Annotated in this window: 9 protein-coding genes; 7 read left to right on the forward strand and 2 right to left on the reverse strand. The window is 64.6% G+C overall.

Annotated elements, in window-relative coordinates; translation table 11 throughout:
- Positions 1 to 298 precede the first annotated feature (298 nt).
- Positions 299 to 3,049 carry a glycosyltransferase gene (locus ACT6Q8_RS20810; protein WP_444734302.1) on the reverse strand — a complete coding sequence of 917 codons (2,751 nt, stop codon included), beginning with the start codon at positions 3,047 to 3,049 and terminating at the stop codon, positions 299 to 301.
- A 64-nt stretch (positions 3,050 to 3,113) separates the two neighbouring features.
- On the opposite strand from ACT6Q8_RS20810, the gene ACT6Q8_RS20815 reads away from it, so the two are divergent.
- Both ACT6Q8_RS20815 and ACT6Q8_RS20820 read left to right on the forward strand, forming a co-directional pair.
- The gene (locus ACT6Q8_RS20815) at positions 3,114 to 6,218 is read left to right on the forward strand and encodes a glycosyltransferase (protein ID WP_444734303.1); all 3,105 of its coding nucleotides are present in this window, start codon (positions 3,114 to 3,116) and stop codon (positions 6,216 to 6,218) included.
- Entirely contained in the window at positions 6,215 to 7,984 is a 1,770-nt protein-coding gene (locus ACT6Q8_RS20820) for a tetratricopeptide repeat protein (protein ID WP_444734304.1), read from the forward strand. Before ACT6Q8_RS20815 ends, ACT6Q8_RS20820 begins: the two co-directional genes overlap by 4 nt.
- Here ACT6Q8_RS20820 and ACT6Q8_RS20825 read toward each other — a convergent pair.
- Positions 7,965 to 9,842 carry an O-linked N-acetylglucosamine transferase, SPINDLY family protein gene (locus ACT6Q8_RS20825; RefSeq protein ID WP_444739421.1) on the reverse strand — a complete coding sequence of 626 codons (1,878 nt, stop codon included), beginning with the start codon at positions 9,840 to 9,842 and terminating at the stop codon, positions 7,965 to 7,967. The genes ACT6Q8_RS20820 and ACT6Q8_RS20825 overlap by 20 nt on opposite strands.
- A 119-nt stretch (positions 9,843 to 9,961) precedes the next feature.
- Here ACT6Q8_RS20825 and ACT6Q8_RS20830 point away from each other — a divergent pair, with 119 nt between their 5' ends.
- The 5 genes from ACT6Q8_RS20830 to ACT6Q8_RS20850 all read left to right on the forward strand — a co-directional run bounded on the left by ACT6Q8_RS20830 (position 9,962) and on the right by ACT6Q8_RS20850 (position 17,910).
- The gene (locus ACT6Q8_RS20830; protein WP_444734306.1) at positions 9,962 to 11,431 is read left to right on the forward strand and encodes a tetratricopeptide repeat protein; all 1,470 of its coding nucleotides are present in this window, start codon (positions 9,962 to 9,964) and stop codon (positions 11,429 to 11,431) included.
- Between the two features lie 152 nt (positions 11,432 to 11,583).
- Positions 11,584 to 14,202 carry an autotransporter outer membrane beta-barrel domain-containing protein gene (locus ACT6Q8_RS20835; protein ID WP_444734307.1) on the forward strand — a complete coding sequence of 873 codons (2,619 nt, stop codon included), beginning with the start codon at positions 11,584 to 11,586 and terminating at the stop codon, positions 14,200 to 14,202.
- A gap of 30 nt (positions 14,203 to 14,232) precedes the next feature.
- Positions 14,233 to 15,693 carry a tetratricopeptide repeat protein gene (locus ACT6Q8_RS20840; protein ID WP_444734308.1) on the forward strand — a complete coding sequence of 487 codons (1,461 nt, stop codon included), beginning with the start codon at positions 14,233 to 14,235 and terminating at the stop codon, positions 15,691 to 15,693.
- A 50-nt stretch (positions 15,694 to 15,743) separates the two neighbouring features.
- Positions 15,744 to 16,022 (forward strand): hypothetical protein, encoded by a 279-nt coding sequence (locus ACT6Q8_RS20845; protein ID WP_444734309.1) that lies wholly within the window; start codon positions 15,744 to 15,746, stop codon positions 16,020 to 16,022.
- Positions 16,006 to 17,910 carry a tetratricopeptide repeat protein gene (locus tag ACT6Q8_RS20850; protein ID WP_444734310.1) on the forward strand — a complete coding sequence of 635 codons (1,905 nt, stop codon included), beginning with the start codon at positions 16,006 to 16,008 and terminating at the stop codon, positions 17,908 to 17,910. The genes ACT6Q8_RS20845 and ACT6Q8_RS20850 overlap by 17 nt, the downstream gene beginning before the upstream one ends.
- The last annotated feature ends 16 nt before the right edge of the window (positions 17,911 to 17,926 follow it).

Raw genomic sequence — 17,926 nt, forward strand, 5'->3', positions numbered from 1 at the left:
AGGTTCCAAGCGCGACCGACAGAGTCGGCCGAACGATAATTCATACTGCGGTATTACCCTATCGGAGCGGATACGGAAACATAAAAACCAGCACTGAAGCAGACTACAGGTATATCTTCGGGATACATGTCACAGCATACCGCGAGAGATAGGCGGTGTTGCCCTTGGGCGCGAACTATTCATCGGGATAGAAAAGCGATGAAAGTGAAAATTTTAACCAAAATTTCCACTTTCATCTTCTTAACATGAACTGGTTAATGTGTACTTGTTAACACGCGCAATTACATTTCTGAAATGGCTATGCCAAAAGGACAGGAGAGGCCCAGGGCCTATAGGGCTTCAGTTCTTGGTGCCCACGATCCGGTCGCATGAATTGGCGGGCCCGGTCGTTCAGCAGGCTGGCCGTGAAGGAGAAGGTGCTGTTTGAAATGGCCAATATGTCGGCAGCGCACAGCGCCTGGAAGTCGTCCAGGAACGTGGCCCCGTCAATCGGGGGAAGATCCAGTCTCGCCGCCGTAAGGGGCCGGAAGCGGGCAAGGGCCGTGACGCTGCCGGGATCGTCCGTAGCCACATAAAGGACCGGATTGGGCAGGTCGGTCCATATGCCCTGCAGCCAGTCCAGATACCAGGCTTCCGGTGCAATCCAGAAGGGACCCCAGCCGAAATCGCCGCGCCGCAGATGCAGGCAAACAATCGTATCCCCGGCCTGCCGCAACCGCGCCTGCACCTGATCGAAACGGTCGCGCCAACGGGGGGCGTGCGTGAAGAAACGGCGGAAACGATCGGCGTGTGGTGCCAGCGGGCTGGTATCGCCACAGAAATAGCCGTCGATATCATGGCCGGCAGCGGTGGGTTTGGCCTTCGCCGCCAGCCCGACCGCCAGCGCCGCCTCGTCCTCCGACAGGCGGGGCAGTGGGGGACCCGGCAGGGGATCATCCAGGTCGAAAAGATGCCGCCCGGCCCATGGCGCCGTTTCCAGGGTCAGTCCGTGATGTTCGGCATATAGCCGTGCTACGCCATATTGCAAGATCTGGTTGCCGAAGCGGCCATTGCTGCCCAACCGCGTCACGGCCAGCCGGCGTGTGGTTTCGGTTGCTCTGGCGCGCGGTGCAGGTGCTGGTCCCCATTGCCGTTCCAGCAACAGCATTGCCCGGCGTGTGAAGGCCTCTCCAAAACCGGCATTGCAGGTAATGGCTCGCTCCCAGGTGGACAGTGCTTCCGGTTTGCGGTCCAGCGCTTCCAGGACGGCTGCCCTGGCGGCATGGGCATCATAAAGATCGGGAGCGTGTTCTGCCGCCTGTTCGGCAGCGGTCAGTGCAGCCGGTCCATCGCCCTTCTGCAACAGAAGACCAGACCATTCGGCCAGATACTCGGCCTTTGCGGGCGAGGCAGCGATTACCTGTCGCAGGTTGTCTTCGGCCTCCGGCAATTGCCCCGACCGGCGCTGGGCACGGGCCAGCAGGAAACGGGCGTTGATGTTGCCGGGCGCCAGTTCCAGGGCACGGCGCAGATGGGGCAGTGCTGCCGTTGCGTCACCATCCTCCAGCATCAGCAGGCCCAGATTGACGCGGGCCGGCGCCAGGTGTGGCCTCAGGCCGCTGGCCCGGGCGAAGGCTGATTTCGCTTCCGCCCGCCGTGACAGCCGCAGCGATGTCATGCCCAGTTCGAACCATGCTGTGAACAGACCAGGGTCAATATCCGTGGTCTGGCGCAGCAGGGCATGGGCGCCCGCGTGATCCCCGACCGCTGTCCGCGCTGCGGCCATGGATATCAGCGTCCTGGCCGTCCTGGCCCGGTCTTGCTCACGGACCTCCTGCGTGGCCGCCAGCGCCTGGAGGCGGCGGCGGATCAAAATTTCGATGGCCATGAAGCGGCTATCGACCTCCGCCCCTTCACCGGGCTCTCGCCCGCTGACCATTTCCGCCTGCATCCGGTCCAGGACATTGCCGGGGCTCATACGGTAGAAGACGGTCTTGAGGCCGATCTTGACGCCTTGCAGTGCCAAACTGATGGCGCGGGAATAGGCGACATCGTCGGCGGTGGCTGGCCAGAAAGGCGTTTCCTCGGGAAATCCGCCGGTCCGTGCATGCGCCTCCCGCCGGATGCAGAGATTACAGGGATAGGTGCGCACCGACGCCTCCCGCCAGGAGGCGGAAACCTGATCGTCGATCCGATCGAACACCATGTCGGTGCGCACATAATCCCATTGCGGGTTGGCATCCAGCATGCTGGCCGTGACGTGGAAATGCCGTTCCAGGAAAAGATCGTCGGCATCCAGGAACCAGAGATAGGGCCCCATGGCCGCCGCCACACCGGCATTGCGGGCCCGACCGGCCCCCCGGTTCTGGCTATTGGCAATCAGGGACAGGCTCTGTTCGGGATGCGCGCGCCCCCAGGCGCGGACCACATCCACGGTATCGTCGGGTGAGCAATCATCCACCACCACGATATGGACCTGCGCGTCCTCCCGGCCCGAGGCAAAGCGGTAATGGCCAAGCGTTTTCTGGATGCTGTCCAGGCTTTCCCCGATGGTGCCCGCAGCCTTGAAGGCGGGTATGACGACGGTGCCAATCACGCCATAGTGACGGCGATGGGTGTCCAATGCCGCCAGCGCCACGCCGACGCCGGTATCGGATGGCGATCCGGCGCCGATGTTCGGCAGCATCGCGATGGCATCACCATCCCGGCCCAGAATGCACCAGACGGTGGCCAGCAACCGCGCCAGATGACCGGTAGGGGGGATGAACGTCGCCAGCCATTCCAGATGTTTCGCCGCCTCATCGAACCGGCCCGGATCCAGCAGGCTGGATATCTGGTTTAGGGCGATATGCAGCGTGCTATCAGTCTGCTGCAAGAAGATATCTGTGTTTCCATGCAGGCGATAGGCACGGCGAAACAGCCGTATAGCCCGCAGCCCGTCGCCCGCATCGCGCAGGTCCGCAGCCAGATGCTGAAGCGCTATCACATCGGTCGGCTCGTTCGCCAGAAGTCGGCGGCATTCCACCGGGTTCATTCGCATAGCCGTGCCCATGCCGATTTCGTCACGCATTCCATAGCAACCAAACTATGCTAACAGGAACGAAAAGCTGAATGGCGTTGTGGTTCAAAAGGTCATGAAACTCGCCTTCCTCGACACGACATTCGGCGATTACACGCCGGATACGACACGCACCGCGCCGCTGGGCGGCATGCAGTCGGCTGCGTGTTATCTGGCGCCTGCCCTGTCCCGCCTGGGGGCAGAGGTCACGCTGGTCAACGGGACCTCTGCACCGGGATTGGTGGATGGTGTCATGTGTCGGCACCATGCCACCATGCCCGTTTCCCTGCTGACGCGGTATGATGTGCTGGTGGTGATGGGGGGCTGTGACAGCGACAGCGTGCGCAACCTGCACGCGGCCAGCGATGGACGGTGCCGACTGCTGCTGTGGACACAGCATGCCGGTGACCAGCCCGCTGTTGCCGGCCTGGCCGACCCCGATATTGTCGGCCTGTGGGATGGCTTCATTTTCGTCAGCCTGTGGCAGCGGGAAGATTTCATCCGGCGTTTCAACTTGCCCCGTCACCGCTGCCATATCGCGCGCAACGCGCCGGCCCCCTGCTTTGCCGAATTGTTCGCAGCGGAGGACAGGATCATCGCGGCCAAGCCATGGCCCCCGGTTCTGGCCTATACCAGCACGCCCTTCCGGGGGCTGGATGTGCTGCTGGCGGCCATGCCCCTGATCCGCGCCGCCATACCGGGAACGCGGCTGAAAGTGTTTTCGTCACTGGAAACCTATCAGGTGCCGCTGGAGCGTGATCCCTATGCCGCGCTTTATGAACGCTGCCGGGACACGGATGGCGTTGACTATATCGGCAGTGTCTCACAGCCCGCCCTGGCGGCGGGATTGCGGGATGTCACGGCCCTGGCCTATCCCAACCGTTATGCCGAAACCTCCTGCATCAGCGTGATGGAGGCGCTGGCAGCGGGCTGTCTGGTTGTGTCCAGCCAGCTTGGCGCCCTGCCCGAAACGGCGGCGGGATTCGGTCGGCTGTTGCCTGTGCCGTCCGACCCGGCCCGGCACGCGGCCCAATTCGCGGAAGTCATGGTCACGGAACTGCGCCGGTACCAGGAGCAGCCGGAAGGGGTAGAGAGGCATCTGCGCGCCCAGGTCCGGCATACCGATGCAGGCCAGGGCTGGGCCCGGCAGGCGCAGTGTTGGCTGTCTTTCCTGTCGGACAAGGCCAGTTGGCAGCCGCCAGCCCAGGAGGTCATGGACCTGCTGGGGCAACTGAAGCGACCGGCGGTGGTGAACGACCATGACGCGATGGCCGATCTGTGTATGCGCATCCTGTCGCTGGACCCTGCCCATGCCGGTGTCTGGCGCGTGTTGATGCAGGTTCAGGCGGCACAGGCCCGTTATGCCGATGCGCTGCTGTCGCTGGGCCGTGCCAGTCGTCTGGAAACGCCCGATCCTGCGGAATGGCGGGACTGGATGCCATCCATGCTGGCCGGTGTGGCGTCAGGTGCCGATGGGGCGCCCCTGGCCGCGCGGGTTGCAGCCTTGCGCGCGGTGTGGCCGCTACTGTCGGGTGACGCGTCATGGACGGCATCGCTGGCCGTCGCTGGACGGCAACTGGCGGCGCAGGCCCGGGCGGTGGATGATGCCGTGGCGACGCTGTCGGCCTGTCTCCTGGTGGCGGAATTGACACCCGATGACGCCGGTATCCGCATTGCCGCCGCCATCGCCGGCCATACGCTGGGGGATCATGCGCTGACCCTGGAACTGGCGGCGCAGGTGCTGCGGATCGACAGCGCCGCCATCCTGTCTGCCCGTCCCATGCGCGCCATGCTGACCGGATGGCTGGCCGATGCCGAAAAGGCGACGCTGAAGGACGCGGAGACGCTGGCCGCTGCCTCGGCGGCGCGGTTGTTCAATGCCATGGCCCTGGTGGCCGGCGCATTGGGGGAGGATGCCAGCCTTGCCCGCCAAGCCGCGGCCGCACAGACGGTACCCGTGCGCCGGGCCCTGCTGCTGCGCATGATTGCGGCGCGGCATCGGCTGGCGGGGCGGCGGGCGGATCAGGTGGAGTTGCTGCGCCAGGCGGCGGCCTTGGATAATGATCCAGAGGCCTGGCGCCGGCTGGGTGCCGCGCGTTTGGCGCTGTCGCAGCGGCTGCTGCTGGAAAATCTGGGCGCGGTGCTGAATGAGGGGGCCAATGGCCGGCTGGGCCCCGGCTGGCGGGAGCAAGCGACGGCGCTGATCACCCAGATCGAAAGCCTGCTGCATCTGGAAGGCAATGACGAGGGCGAGCGTTCCGCGATGTGGGGCACGCTGCGCGGTTATGACGCCTTCCGGGCCTGGTTTGACGCTGCGGGACCAGGGGCACCGCCCTTGCCCGCCCCACCGCCAGAGGGGCGAAAGCTTTATGACTGTTTCCAGTTCTATAATGAACTGGACCTGCTGGAGATCCGTCTGGCCGAACTGTCGCCGGTCGTCGATCATTTCGTACTCGTGGAAGCCGCCTATACCCATGCGGGTACGCCGAAACCGCTTTATTACGCGGAGAACCGGGAAAGGTTTGCTCGCTATGCCGACAAAATCATCCATGTTGTGGTGGAGGATGTTCCGGGCGGTTTCGCCTGGGTTCGGGAGGCGCATCAGCGCCAGGCGATCCTGCGCGGCCTGACCCAGGCCGGACCCGCCGACATGGTGATCATCAGCGACGCCGACGAGATTTTGCGGCCCGAGATAGCGGCGCAGCTGCGGTCGGTGGCTGCGGAAGGCCCGTCCCTGTTCGCACCACATCTGGATATCCATCTCTATTTCCTGAACCTGCGATCACAGGAACCCTGGATTTCGGTGGCGGCAGCGCCCTTCGCCCTGGTCCGTCAGGTCGGGGCCAACAATATGCGCTATCTGGCCAAGCAGGGTATCGGGCAGACCATCCCGGCGGCGGGCTGGCATTTCACCTGGATGGGCGGGATTGAACGGTTCCTGGCCAAACTGGATGCCTTTGCCCACCGCGAAATGATCGACAGTTTCGGCAATGACGGTGATGTGAATCGCGCGCGGCTGGAGAAATTCTTCGCCACGGGCCGGTTTGAGGAAGGGGCCATTCCCGGCATGTGGACCGCCCTGCAGCGGGTCCCCATTGATGACGGCTTCCCCGCCACACTTCGCGCCCGCCGTGCGCAGTTTGAGGAAATGGGCTGGATCGCACCGGAGGGCGGCGCGTGAAGGCCAGCGCCAATGACCTGATGGCCCAAGCGGTCGCCCTTCAGAATGCGGGGCAACTGGCGCAGGCCGACTCCCTGTTCCGCCGGGTGCTGGAACAGTGTCCGGAGGACCCGGATGTGCTGATGGCGTTGGGTGTGCTGTCGCTGCTGCGTGACGATGCGGCGGGGGCGGTGCCCCTGCTGGCCCGCTCCCTGCGGCAACGCCATCACAATGCTGCCGGCTTCTCCAACCTATGCGCGGCATTGCGGGCGCTGGGCCGGCTGGAACAGGCGGAGGTGGCGGGCCGGGAAGCGGTGCTGATCGATCCCGGTCTGGATATGGCCCAGCATAATCTGGCCAGTGTCCTGCTGGACCGTGGTGACCATGAAAGCGCATTGGAACCGTTGCGCCGCTACATCGCGCTGGTGCCCGATGCCAGCCTTCAGCGCTTCCTGCTGGCCACGTCCCTGATGGCGTTGGACCGGCATGCAGAGGCGGAGAGTATCTGGCGGGAATTGCTGCGCCTGAGCCCCGAGGACGGGAGGGCCTACGCCAATCTGGGTGTCGTGCTGAAAAATCTGCGCCGTTATGCGGAAGCCATCGAGGCCTATCGCCGGGCGCTGGTGCTGATGCCCGACGAAGCGGCGGTGATGAGCAATATGGGCCTGTCGCTGTCGCAACTGGGTGACCGGGACGAGGAAGCCACGCGGTGGCTGCATCGGGCCATCCGGGTGAAGCCCCGTTTCGCCGATGCCTGGCTGAACCTGGGTCTGGTGCTGCGTAACCAGAACCGCATCGAACAGGCGATGGAATTCTGCCAGGGGGCGCTGGCCGCCGATCCCGGCCATGCGGAGGCCCATACGCTGCTGGCCACCTGCCTTCTGTTGAAAGGGCGGATGCGCGACGGTTTTGCCGCCTATGAATGGCGGATGCGCCTGCGCGACTTTCCGGCGCGACGGCGGGATTATCCATCGCCCGCCTGGACAGGGGGCGATCCCGCCGGCCTGACGCTGCTGGTCCATGATGAACAGGGGCTGGGTGATGGGATACAGTTCGCCCGCTATGTGCCGCTGCTGTCCCGGCGGGGCGCGCGGGTGATCGTGGAATGTGCGCCGGCCCTGATCCGGATATTCACGACCCTGGGGGGCGGCGCCACCATCATCGCCCATGGCGCCCCCCTGCCGCCCCATGACGCGCATGTCCCGCTGCTCAGCCTGCCGCATCTGCTGGGCCTGGAGGAGATGCCGGATACGGTGCCCTATCTCGTTGCAGAACCGGCATTGATGGCGAACTGGTCACGTCGATTATCGGATTTCAAGGGATTGAAGGTCGGGTTGGTCTGGGCCGGCAATCCGGATTTTAAGGATGACCGCCGCCGCTCCCCCGGCCTGTCGGCCTTGCTGCCCCTTCTGGAGGTGCCTGGCGTTTCCTTTTTCGCCTTGCAGAAGGGCGGCGGTCGGGCAGGTCTGGAGGCGCTGGGCCCAGGTCTGCGGCGGAACTTCACCGACCTGGGGCCGGAGATCACGGATTTTGCCGATACGGCTGCCATTATGGCCAACCTCGATCTGGTCATCAGTTCCTGTACGGCGCCGCCGCATTTGGCGGGCGCACTGGGCCGACCCGTCTGGACATTGCTGCCGCTCAATGCCGATTGGCGCTGGCGGGATCAGGGGGCCGGGACAAACTGGTATCCAGGCATGCGCCTGTTCCGGCAGGAGCGGGCGGGGGATTGGGCATCGGTCGTGACGCGCGTCCGCGACGCCCTGATCAATCGTGCGGCGGCATGATGAGGGTCTGTGGCGGCAGGCCGGCACGATGCCGTTCCCACATCAGGCGATAGGCCCGTTCCAGATGCCGCGCGAAGGCGGGCGTGTCGAAAAGCGGCGCGGTGCCGCGCACCCGCTCCAAATGTGCCTTCAGCCCATCAAGCCGTTTCCGGTCACTGGCCAGTGACAGGGCCAGCGCCTCATAGCCGGCAAGGTCATGGGTAATCAGGTCGGGCAGGCCGACCGCGTGCAGCAGGCTGGCAGCGACCCGTGCCGCGAAACCATCCCCTTGCCGCGTGACCACGGGCACCCCCATCCACAATGCGTCGGAGGTGGTGGTGTGGCCCGTATAGGGAAAGCTGTCCAGGCAGAGATCAATGGCGCGGTAGCGGGCCAGATGCTGTGCCAGGGGGGCAGTCCCGACAAAGGTCAGCCGGCCTGGATCAACGCCCATTCCAACCGCTGCCGCGCGCAGATTGGCCGCTGCCGCACCGTTTGGATCATAGAGTATCAGACGGGAATCAGGGATTGCCATCAGCAGTCGCATCCAGCAGGCGAAAAGATCAGGTGTGATCTTTTGCGGTGCGTTGAGGGCGCCAAAGACGAAACTGTCCGGCGGCAGACCCAGAGCAGCCCGGTCCGGTGGAACATCAGGCCGGGGACGGTCGCGGTCATTGACCTGATAACAGCTGGGCAGAATGGCCAGACGCTCATGGTAGAATGTCTGGTCGGTGGGTGGCGTCACAATGGGATCGCCGATCAGATAATCGACCGGCCCCCCGCCCAACGTGCCGGGATAGCCCAGATAGGCCACCTGCACCGGTGCCAGCCGTCGTGACAGCAGGTCCAGCCGGGCCCCAGCCGTATAGCCCTTCAGATCGACCAGGATATCGATCCCCTGCGCCCCCGCCCAGTCGGCGACCTGCCGCGTGTCAAGGCCGCGCAGGATGTGGAAACCATCCACCGCGCGGCGGATGCGCTGACGTGCCTCGCTGCCATCTTCCACGCCGTAACAGCCGGACAGGATGCGGAACCGGCTGCGGTCATGCTGTTCCAGCAGGCCGGTGATCAGATAGGCGGTGGCATGTGCGTGGAAATCTGCCGACAGATACGCCACGGTCAGGCGCCCGTCCTGTCGCTGGCGGGGCTGGGTGGGGGACGGGTCCCAGGTCACTTGCCGCTGCCAGATCGTCGCGGCGGCCCGCCACTGCCGCGCGGGGGTGATCCCGGCAATCTGCGTCAGCAGGGGCAGGACGACCCCGCCCTGATCGATGCGGGTTTCCAGGTGCTGGCGGTCGCGGTGATAGTGGTGCCAGTCGGCGGCCTGCAGGCGGCAGGCGAATGCCTCACTCGCCGCCAGTTCAAGCGACGGGTCAAGACGATAGGCCCGGTCAAAGGCGATGGCGGCCTGCGCCGGATCCGTGCCGCGCAGGGCCAGTCCCAAGCCCCGCCATGCCGCGGGCGATGCCGGGGCCAATGTCAGTGCCGAACGGAAAAGGTGGGCCGCCATTCCTGGCCGGTCCAGGCACAGCATGGCATGCCCGACCCGCCAGTCGGGAATGTCCGGGGCCAGAATGGCGGCACGGCGGAACAGAAGGGCGGTGTCCGCCATGCGGCCCTGCCGCTGCCGGATCATCGCCAGATTGCCATGGGCGTCGGCAATGGCCGGGTCCAGGGTCAAGGCGCGCTGAAACAGCCCTGCCGCCGCATCATCATCGCTTACCGCCATACGCAGCACGGCCAGCATCAAAAGCCCGCCGACATGATCGGGCTGCCCGCGCAGGATATCGCGGCAGGACGCCTCCGCCTCCGCAATGCTGCCCCGCCGGTAGGCATCCATTGCGGCCCGCAGCAGATCGATTTGGGTGGGGGCAGGCACGCTGACGGTCATCCTGGTGAAGGTGGGACGGGTGGAGCATGGCGGGGCCGGGCGGTATTGCCAAGCCACTTGTCCCATGCCAATCCATGAAGCAGCAGACAGGCAGGGAGGGCGGGCCGGTGACCGAAGATGGCTTTCGCCAGATGATGGAGGCAGGGCAGGCCGCCCATGCCGCCGATAACCTGCAACTGGCCATCCTGCATTTCGCGGAGGCCTTGCGCCTTGCGCCCGGCCATCCTGTGGCTCTGTTCAATTTGGGCATCACGCTGGAGGATGCAGGCCAGACCGAGGCCGCCCTTGCAATGCAGGAGGAGGCACACCGGTTGCGGCCCGATCATCCGCCGGGCCTTTTCCGTCTGGGCAGCCTGCTGATGACATTGGGCCAGCCGGAAAGGGCCTTGTCCGTCCTGGCGCGTCTGCTGGCGGTCAGGCCGGATTTCCCCGATGCGGCCTTTCGCTGCGGCAACATCCTGATGGCCCTGGACCGCCCGGTGGAGGCGGAACGCGCCTATCGTCTGGCCCTGACGCTGGAACCCGGTCAGGGAGCCATCGTCAATAATCTGGCCGGGGCCCTGCGCCGGCAGGGACGGCCCACCGATGCCACCGCGTGGTATCGGTGGGCCGTCCGGTGCGAGCCTCACAGTCCCGAATATCACAAGAATTTGGGCGCCTGCCTGATCCAGCAGGGTCATTGGCGCGAAGGCTGGCCGCATTATGACTGGCGGGACCGGCAGGCGGTCTGGCGATGGCGCCGGGATGTGCCGGGTGTTCCGCGTTGGGATGGGTCGTCGCTGGCCGGCAAGCGCATTCTGGTGCATTTCGAGCAGGGATTGGGCGATACGCTGCAATTCGCCCGCTATTTCCAGGTTCTGAAGGCCATGGGGGCCCATACCCTGTTCGAGTGTCAGGCGGAAATGCATGATATCCTGCGCAGGGTGGACGGTATTGATGAGTTGATCCGCCACGGCTATCCGTTGCCGGCTGCCGATTTTCATGCCCCGCTGATGAGCCTTCCTGGCCTGTGCGGCAGCACGCCCGCGACCGTGCCGGGGGCGTCGGCACCCTATCTGCGCGCGTGCCCTGACCGCGTCGTTGCCTGGGCGTCTCGAATCGGAAACGACGGGCTGCGTATCGGCATCAACTGGCAGGCGGCTGAGGCCGGCAAATCCATACCGCTGGCGGCCTTTGCGCCTCTGGCCGCAATTCCCGGCGTAAGGCTGTTCAGCCTGCAGCAGCAAGCCGGACTTGAACAGCTTCCGGAATGGTCTGCGGCGCTCAATCTTACCCATTTCACGGACGCAGACCGTGACCGGCGGTGTGGTGCCTTCATGGACAGCGCAGCCATCATCGCCAATCTGGACCTTGTCATCAGTTGTGACAGCGCGGTGATTCATCTTGCCGGTGCAATGGGACGGCCAGCTTTCCTGATTCTGCCGCCCATCGCCGACTGGCGCTGGATGAACGATCCTGAACGCACGGTCTGGTATGATTGCTTACGTATGTTCAGGTCCGATACCCAAGGGGGGTGGTTTGCCCCGATTGGTAGTGTGATACGTTCGGTAGTCGATGGTTCTATCCGAAAGAGATGATTTGATCACAGGCAGAATTCATAAAATCATAAGCATTGAGATGAATTGTGCACTATAGCTGAGATTTGGGCTATTGTGCCGCGCGGGTGCGATATGCCTGTGGCCAGTAGGGCCTGTTGTTTATATTCGGTTAATGGTCTTGGGAGAGCAGCATGAAGGGGTGTCTTCACCGGTCGGCGGTTACGGCCTCTATCAAGGCGGCTTTGCTGATGACTGTGGCAATCCCGGTCCTCGCATCGTCCAGCGCCAATGCCGCGACCTGCACGGGCACCCTCCTGTGCAATGGTGATTTCGAGATCGTGACACCTGTTGCGGGAACGGATGAAGTGTCGTTCGGCAGCTGGACCAGCAGCGATCCGTCGGGTCTGCGCGCCGGTCTCGGTGCCGATGGCAAAGGAAACAGCGCAGAATTCCTGTTTTCCACCAACACGCTGTCCCAGGCGCTGACCACGGGTCTGGGCGACCGGTACCAGATCACGTTCCAGTACAAGAGCGAGGGTGGTCAGGGACTGAGCGCCTATTTCGGCGACGCTCGCATCTTCGATTATATCGGTGACAGCGCCCCGCCCACCGGCTGGACCACCTACAGCTTCAATGTCCAGGCGTTTGGCAGCCAGACGATTCTGCGCTTCGTGGCCGACAGCCTGGGTGCCGCACAGAATATCGATAATGTCACGGTTACGCTGTGCCCGACCTGCACGCCGAGCCCTGTGGGCAATCTTGGTGCTGTGATCGATCGTACCAAGACCTTCTACACGACCGATGACGCAGCGGGCACCGGCAGCAACCTGTCGGGCACGCGCACCCTGACCTTCGACGGCGGCACCCTGCGTCCGGGCACGCCCGGCGCCCTGGGCAGCCAGGGGCAGCCTGTCACGCTGGTGCTGAATGTCGGGTCCGCCGGTGGCACCCTGGACAATGCCGGGCAGAACATTGCCCTGGCTGGACGCATCATCAATACAGCCTCATCCGCATCGCCCTTTACCCTGACCGGTGCCGGGCAGGGGACGATTGCCAGCCAGATCACCAATCTGGGCACGCTGGTAGTTGCCACCAGTGGCCGTACCCTGTTTTCCAGCGCCATCGACAATGCCAGCGGCAGTTTCGTGCTGCGCAATGGTGGGCAGGCGAGCCTGACCGGCGGCCTGACCGGCGGCTCCGTGGCTGTTGAGAATGGTCAGCTTTCCGTCAACAGCGTGGTAACGGCCCCGGTTACGGTCGGTGCCCAGGGCACGTTGCGCGGGACCGGACGGGTCGCGGGTGCCACGACCATCGCCGGCACGCTGCGCCCCGGCAATTCCCCCGGCACTCTGACCTTCACCGGCCCTGTGACGCAGCAGGCGGGCAGCTCGCTGGTGCTGGAGATCGATGGGGCGGGGACGGGCAATGGTGCCGGTAACTATTCCCGCGTCATTGTGACGGGGACCGGCAATGCCTACACGATCGGCAGCGGCGTGACCCTGACGCCGGTTCTGCGCGGCTTGACCTATGCCGCCGGGGAAACGGCGGGCACCAACAGCTACAACCTGACCCTGGGGCAGCGTCTGACGGGCGTGATCCAGGCCGAAGGCGGCGTCACCGGCACCTTCGCCACGATCACGCAGCCTGTGGCGGGTCTACCCACCGGTGGGCGTATCGTGGCGCTGTACAGTGCCAACAGCGTCGATCTTTACGTGGGTGCCGCATCCTATGCCGGTCTGGCTGGCCTGACCGGCAACCAGCGTGCGGTGGGTGCCGCCGTGGACGCGCTGGAAGCGTCGCGCAATCCGGCGGCGCAGCCGATCCTGAACGCGCTGATCCCGCTGGGTATTTCGGCGCTGCCATCGGCGGTGGGCGGTCTTTCGGGTGAATTCAACGCCAATCTTTCCTTGGCGGCGACCGATGTCAGCCGTGGCTTTGCCGATATGATCGCCACGCGCCAGGGTGGCTTGCATGGGGCAGGGCAGGGATGGCAGGTCTGGGGCCGGGCCTTTGGGAATAAGGCGCGGACCAGCAGCGACGGCAACAATCCCGGCTTCCGTCACCGCATGGCGGGTGGCATGGCCGGTGCCGATATCGGTGTTGATAATGGTACACGTGCAGGCATCGCTGTCGGCTATGCCGACAGCCGCGTGACGGGCCGTCAGGACAGTGGCCGCGCCTCCATCGACAGCTATCATGTCGGGGGTTATCTGGGCTGGAGCCAGGAGGCGCTGTTCGTGGATGCGCAGGCGGGCATCACCTTCAGCAATTATGAGACGGCCCGCACCATCACCACCGGCATCCAGGTGCGCAATGCCGGCGGCGATACCGATGGCCGCAGCGTCGGTGCCGGCCTGGAGGCCGGTTATCGTCTTGATCTGGATGGCATCCAGCTTACGCCCAGTGCCTTCCTGCGCTATGACGGCAGCGATGTCGATGGATTCGCGGAACGGGGTGCCGACGCATTCGGTCTGACCGTTGCCGAAGACGCCCAAGCGGACCTGCGCGCCGGTATCGGCCTGCGGCTTGCGGCACCTGTGGCGCTGGATAATGGCGGCACCCTGGTGCCTGAACTGTCGGCCCGCTGGGAACATGACCTGTCAACGCCCGGCAACAGCATCAGCCAGTCGCTGCTGGGGCAGGCCTTCATCGTGCAGGCGGCGGCCCCTGGCCGTGATACGGCGGTGCTGGGTGGTGGCTTGTCCATGGAAATTGCTGACAACATGCGGCTGTCCGCGCGCTATGATGCGGCGTTGAGCGACAACCGTACGCAGCATGCCATGACAGCCCAGGTGCGTTTTGCCTGGTAACAGGGCAAAGCCGTAAGAAGCAGGACCGACGTGACCGCGAAGAAGCGTAAAGCCGCCGCCCCCGCAAAGCCGGCACCGGTCCCGGCTTCACAGCCACAATCGGCCCCGGTGTCACCACCGCCCCCGGCGCCGCCCAAGGCGAATGTGACGACGTTGCCCGCCGGCAATGATGAGCAACTGCTGCGTACCGCAGAGGATATTCTGCGTGCCAATCCCCGTGACGGTGCGGCGTGGAGCACGATGGGCGTTGTTCTGCGGCGGATGGGCCGGGTGGAAGAGGCGCTGGTCTGTTATCACCGCGGGGTGGAGCATGACCCGAACAATGCCGGCAACTGGTCCAACCTTGGTAATCTGCTGACCGAACTGGGCCGCCACGCCGAGGCGGACGATGCCCATGCCAGGGCCCTGCGCCTGATGGGCGACAATGGACAGTTGCTGTTCAACGCGGTGATCAGCAAGCGCAAGGCCACCGCCTTCCATGAGGCGCTGATGCTGATGGAAAAGGCGCTGGCGGCAGATCCGCATTCGGCACAGTTGCGGTGGGAGCGGGCGCTGACCCTGTTGCAGGTCGGTGAATATGAACAGGGCTTCAAGGATTACGAATATCGTCGTGGCATCGCCACCTACCGCACCCGCCCGACGCCGGGCACGCCATGGGACGGCAGCGACCTGAAGGGCAAGCGTATCTTCCTGTCCACCGAACAGGGGTTCGGCGACACGCTGATGGCAGCGCGCTATGTGCCCCTGGTCAAGGCGCGCGGCGGACGTATCCTGTTCGAATGCCATCCGGAGCTACGCCGCGTGCTGGGCGGTTTGCCGGTGGACGAATTCGTGCCGGCGGGACATGATTTTCCCGATTTCGATGTCCAGACGTCGCAGATGAGCCTGCCCTATCTCTGCGGTACGCGTTTCGACAGTGTGCCGCCGCCGGTGAAGCTGCATATTCCGCCCGACGCGCGAGCCAAGGCGAAACGGATTTTAGGGCCGGCAGAACCAGGCCTCCTGCGCGTCGGGATCATCTGGTCGGGCCGGGTCACCTTTGCCGATAATGCCCGCCGGGCCAGCAACCTGAAAAATTTCCTGCAATTCGGCACTGTACCCGGTGTGCGGCTCTATTCCCTGCAAAAGGGGCCGCCGGAAGATCAGCTGGAAGAGATGGGCAGCCGCCTGCTGGTGACCCCGCTGGGTCCGCATATCGACGATTTCGCCGATACGGCGGCCCTGCTGGAACAGATGGATCTGCTGATCATGACTGACAGTTCCACAGCGCATCTGGCCGGCTCTCTGGGTACGCCGGTCTGGAATCTGGTACAATTCATGCCTTACTGGGTGTATGGCGACCGTGGTGGGTGCACGCCCTGGTATCCGTCCATGCGCCTGTTCCGGCAAAAGGATGACCAGGACTGGGGTCCGGTCTTTGCCGAAGCCATGGAGGCGTTGCGGGACCTTGCCTATTCCAGGCGCCTGACCGCCAAACCTTGCGGCACCTGAAAAAGGTGCGGTATCTGTCAGCCCGTGGGTCGGGCAAAGGGAGTTTTGTCATGGGCTATTACGACATGGTTGAGAGCAGCTGGCAGCTGAGCGACGCCGCCCAGGAATATGCACAGAAGGCAGGGCGAGCGGTGGAGCCGGCGGAATTCTGGGACAAGATCTTTTCCCAGTCGCCGCTGGTCGATGCCGACCGGACGCTGCGCGAAAGCCCGCAACGCGATCGCATCTTCCTGAAGTCCCCCTATGGACTGCAATATCGTCCCGCCCAGAAGGACTGGGTGCCCTTCCGGCATGGCGCGGTCGATCTGTCGAATGAAAACAACATCTGATCAGGTATTGGCCGACGCGTTGGCAGACCACCGCGCCGGCTACCCCGAGAGGGCAGCCACAGTCTATCGCCGGCTGCTGGCCGATGATCCTGGTAATCCCGATCTATTGCATCTGCTGGGCATTACCCAGCGGCAGGCGGGACGTCTGACCCCCGCCATCGACCTGTTCCGTCGGGCCCTGAAGCGCGCGCCACAGATGGTGGAGGCGCGGCTCAATCTGGCCAATGCCTTGGTGACGCAGGGCGATGCGGCGGGTGCGCGGACACAGTGGCAGGCCGGTCTGGTGCTGGACCCGGCGCATGGGGCGGTGTGGCATTCCTTGGGCGCATCGGGGGCGGGGCATGGCGGCGCGGGGCGCGAAAACGCCATCCGTTGCCTGCGACGTGCGGCCCGGCTGCTTCCCGACAAGGCCGAGATCCATCATGACCTGGGTATCCTGCTGCGTCAGGATGACCGTATCGAGGAAGCCATCACCTGTCAGCGTCAGGCATTGGCGCTGGAACCCGGCTTCCTTTCGGCCTGGATGAGCCTGGGCAATGCCCTGTTGGAGATGGGGGAGGTCGCGACGGCGGCGCAGGCCCTGGAACGGGCGGCCAGCCTGTCTCCCGCGACACCGGAAATCTGGTTCAATATGGGTAACCTGCATTACCGGTCCGCCGATCTGGCGGGTGCCCTGCGCTGCTACCGCCGTTCGGCACAGCTGGGGCTGGCGGCGGCGCGGTCGCGTGTCGTGGCCACCCTGTTCGATCAGGGGGAGGACGCGGCGGCAGAGGCGGCCCTGGCTGAATATCTGCCGCTGGAGGGTACGGATGTCTCCTCCATTTTGGAATATCTCTATGCCATCCTGATCCGTGGTGGCCGAGCGGCCCAGGCACGGTCCCTGTTCACGCGGCTGGAAACGGTGCCCTTTGCGGGCCGCATCTATCCGGTGGAATGCCGGACGGCGCTGTCGGCCCTGGATTTGTTGGAAGGCGATCCTAATGCGGCCGCTGCCCGGTTGGAGACCGTGCGATCCGACAATTGCTGGATGTTCACCGTCCGCTCCCTGGCGGCGCTGGAGCGCACGCGACGGCAGCAGGGATGGCGCTGGCAGCGTCCGTACAATCCCGATACCGCCCGACCGCGCCTGACCTCCACCAGCCTGGGCAACCGCGGGCGCTTCGCCCATAATGTCCTGGAATATGTGTTGCTGCGGCTTTACGCGGAGAAGCATGGCTGTGTGCTGGAGACGCCAGACTGGGTGGGGGGTGCCTATTTCGATCTGGACGACCCGGTGCCCAGCGGCCCGCTGCCGCCCTGGCCCTTCGCCCGCCGGGTTCTGAACGGATCGGTTATGAACACGCGGGAGGTGGAGCCCGTGCTGGACCGTGATGCCCTGTCCCCCCTGTTCCTCTATGAATATCCAGAAGCTTTCCGTGACCGGATGCGGTCCTGGCTGCAACCGCGCCCGCAATGGAAGCTCTGGATCGACCCGCCGGTCGATGCCCTGCGCGCGGTGGGCCGCACGGTGGTCGCCATCCATATAAGGCGGGGCGATTTCCTTCAGTATGGCTATCCCATCACCGAGACACAGACCTATGTCGACTGGCTGCGCGGTCTGTGGCCGACGCTGGATAAGCCGGTCCTGTATCTGGCCAGCGATGATATTCCCGCAGTCCGCGCGGCCTTCCGTGAATTCCGGCCTGTGACGCTGCATGATGCGGGGCCGGCCTGGCCGGGGTTGGAATTCCTGCAAGACTTCCACGTCCTTACCCAGGCTGACATCGTCGGCATCAGTGCCGCCAGCGGTTTCAGCCAGCTGGCGGCCCGTCTGAATGCGCGTGCGCGTCTTCTTGTGGAACCGGACATGAAGACGGGTGGGATCAAGCCATTCCAGGCTTGGGTATAGCCAGGCTGGGGCTGTT

The organism is Niveispirillum sp. (genome assembly GCF_052437035.1).
GTDB lineage: Bacteria > Pseudomonadota > Alphaproteobacteria > Azospirillales > Azospirillaceae > Niveispirillum.